The sequence below is a fragment of the Chamaesiphon sp. OTE_75_metabat_556 genome (assembly GCF_031378165.1).
In the GTDB taxonomy this organism is placed as follows: domain Bacteria; phylum Cyanobacteriota; class Cyanobacteriia; order Cyanobacteriales; family Chamaesiphonaceae; genus Chamaesiphon.
Genome location: NZ_JANNDR010000580.1, coordinates 1 through 1,893 on the forward strand (window position 1 = coordinate 1; position 1,893 = coordinate 1,893).

Annotated in this window: 4 protein-coding genes; 1 reads left to right on the top strand and 3 read right to left on the bottom strand. The window is 43.1% G+C overall.

Annotated features, from left to right (window positions below):
- Positions 1-286: hypothetical protein (locus RMO27_RS22855; RefSeq protein ID WP_309736836.1), on the top strand; the 286-nt coding region annotated here is incomplete at its 5' end.
- Here the strand turns inward: RMO27_RS22855 and RMO27_RS22860 are convergent.
- From RMO27_RS22860 to RMO27_RS22870, 3 genes are all read right to left on the bottom strand, one after another.
- On the bottom strand, positions 267-701 hold the full coding sequence (locus tag RMO27_RS22860) for an NUDIX hydrolase (protein ID WP_309736837.1): 435 nt from the start codon (positions 699-701) through the stop codon (positions 267-269). The two genes, RMO27_RS22855 and RMO27_RS22860, sit on opposite strands and share 20 nt — an antisense overlap.
- Positions 701-1,072 (bottom strand): DUF2237 domain-containing protein, encoded by a 372-nt coding sequence (locus RMO27_RS22865; protein ID WP_309736838.1) that lies wholly within the window; start codon positions 1,070-1,072, stop codon positions 701-703. The genes RMO27_RS22860 and RMO27_RS22865 overlap by 1 nt, the downstream gene beginning before the upstream one ends.
- 227 nt (positions 1,073-1,299) lie before the next feature.
- Complete coding sequence (locus tag RMO27_RS22870) at positions 1,300-1,710, bottom strand: hypothetical protein (protein ID WP_309736839.1); 411 nt, start codon at positions 1,708-1,710, stop codon at positions 1,300-1,302.
- Positions 1,711-1,893 lie beyond the last annotated feature (183 nt).

A 1,893-nucleotide genomic window follows, 5' to 3' on the forward strand; every position in this document is an offset into this window, starting at 1 on the left:
TCCTGAAGAATGGGAATTAGTATTGACTGTCGCAGCTAATTTTTTAGTTATTAGTTATACGTTATCTGTTTTGATTCAGTCTTGGTATCCACACATAAATTCTCGATCGCCGCGCCGACTTGGGATGACTTCTTTTTTAATCTATTCATTTTTGTCATTTTTCTACCTAATCTTGTTGGCATTTGCGCCACAATCAATGTTAATTATGACCGTCGGGATATCAGTTACGATGACTATCACTCAGTCAGCAGAGCGATCTCGATCGACTAACTCCACCATTCGATAAAGTCCAGCATAATCTGTTGATGTACTATCCCTAACGGACGTTCTTCGCCTGCGATCGCCGAATAGGCAACTCCAGCCTCGATTTGGGCGGGCGTAATCAACCCAAAATCCCAGCCTTCAGTCAAAACTAAGCGATCGAGATCGACAGTCAAAGGCGCATAGAAAATATGTCTGATCACGCGATCGTCACTATAACAAGCAAACTTTTTTGGCTCTTTGAGTTGGTAGCCGATTTCTTCTAATACTTCCCGCTCGACGGCTACTTCTGGCGTTTCACCCGCTTCGATATGTCCGCCAAATAAACCCCATAAGCCTGGATAGAGAATCGTCGGGATATTATCGCGTAATTGCATCAAAAACTTACCCTCATAGGGCAGGATCGCGATCGCTACTTCAATCGGGAACTGATCGCTCATCAGGAAATCGCATGTTGCTGAAGATCTGCCAAAGACACAAACTTGAGTGCGGCACTATGAGTGGCAGCCAAATCGACTGGCGGCGCGACGCCATCTTCTAGAGCTTGTTGCCACCGCGACGCACACAGACACCATTTATCACCCGGTTTTAAGCCAGGAAAATTGGCAGCGGGAACGGGGGTGCTCAGATCGTTGCCCTGTGCTTGCGTATATGTCAAAAATTCGGCACTCACGCGCGCGCAAACAACGTGTGTACCGCGATCTTGTGGGCCAGTCGCACAGACTCCCGTCCGAAAAAACCCCGTCATCGGGTCGGTACAGCAAGTCTGAAGTTCGGTACCGAGGACATTGCGATCGAGATTAGCATCCATAAATTCACAATTGTGGCGATCGACTACAAAGGCAGGGCATATCGATCGAACTCTTCATTCTTATTCTTAATATAGCCCAACACTCGATCCAGTGATGGCGCGGCAGGATGAGAAATCTGAATATTACCCAACTGTTAGAGTTGAGATAGTCAACTACTAGACATACTTAGCAAGTGAAAACCTGACAGGATTAGCTAGTTTACTGACTTTTGTCAGTAAACCAGGGTCTAATACCTATTGGTTAAAGTCACATGTGGAACGTTAAATTGATTTGCCTGCGATCGATTATTGAATTGCTCGTGACTCAACAGAATATTTTCAAACCAAGCTTTTGCGGCTTCTGTCTCGAACTTATCTCGCAATTCTTTAGTGATTAGAGGTTGAAATTCGGCTAATAATTTAACTAACTCTGGATCTTTCTCGATCGGCTCTACATCGATTGCCACCTGCATACGATCGAGTGATTGTCTGGCTGCGAGAGATTTTGCTGTTTTAGTCTGAGGAAGCTTGCGTTGTATCAAACCAAATAATTCTTGGATTTTTGGCGATGCTTCATCGAGGATATTTTCTTTCGTTTTCTTTAATTCACCATTTTCGACGATTTTGGCTAAACCCCATAGTAAAGAATCAAGCTTCATAATTCAGATTTTAATACAGTATGAATCTATAATAACCTATTTAAATAAAAACCGCAGATATCGAATCTTCAGTAAATAAATCGATCTTTAATTTAAAATAATTCAATTCGAGATATATGCTATTCCTCGCTCTCGAATAATCCTACTAAATCCTGGCGAGCATTGACCACACGTACAATTTCT

What these genes read in the sequence shown, in the direction of transcription:
- RMO27_RS22860 (WP_309736837.1), bottom strand. Translation starts at nt 701, where the DNA reads ATGAGCGATCAGTTCCCGATTGAAGTAGCGATCGCGATCCTGCCCTAT.
- RMO27_RS22865 (WP_309736838.1), bottom strand. Translation starts at nt 1,072, where the DNA reads ATGGATGCTAATCTCGATCGCAATGTCCTCGGTACCGAACTTCAGACT.
- RMO27_RS22870 (WP_309736839.1), bottom strand. Translation starts at nt 1,710, where the DNA reads ATGAAGCTTGATTCTTTACTATGGGGTTTAGCCAAAATCGTCGAAAAT.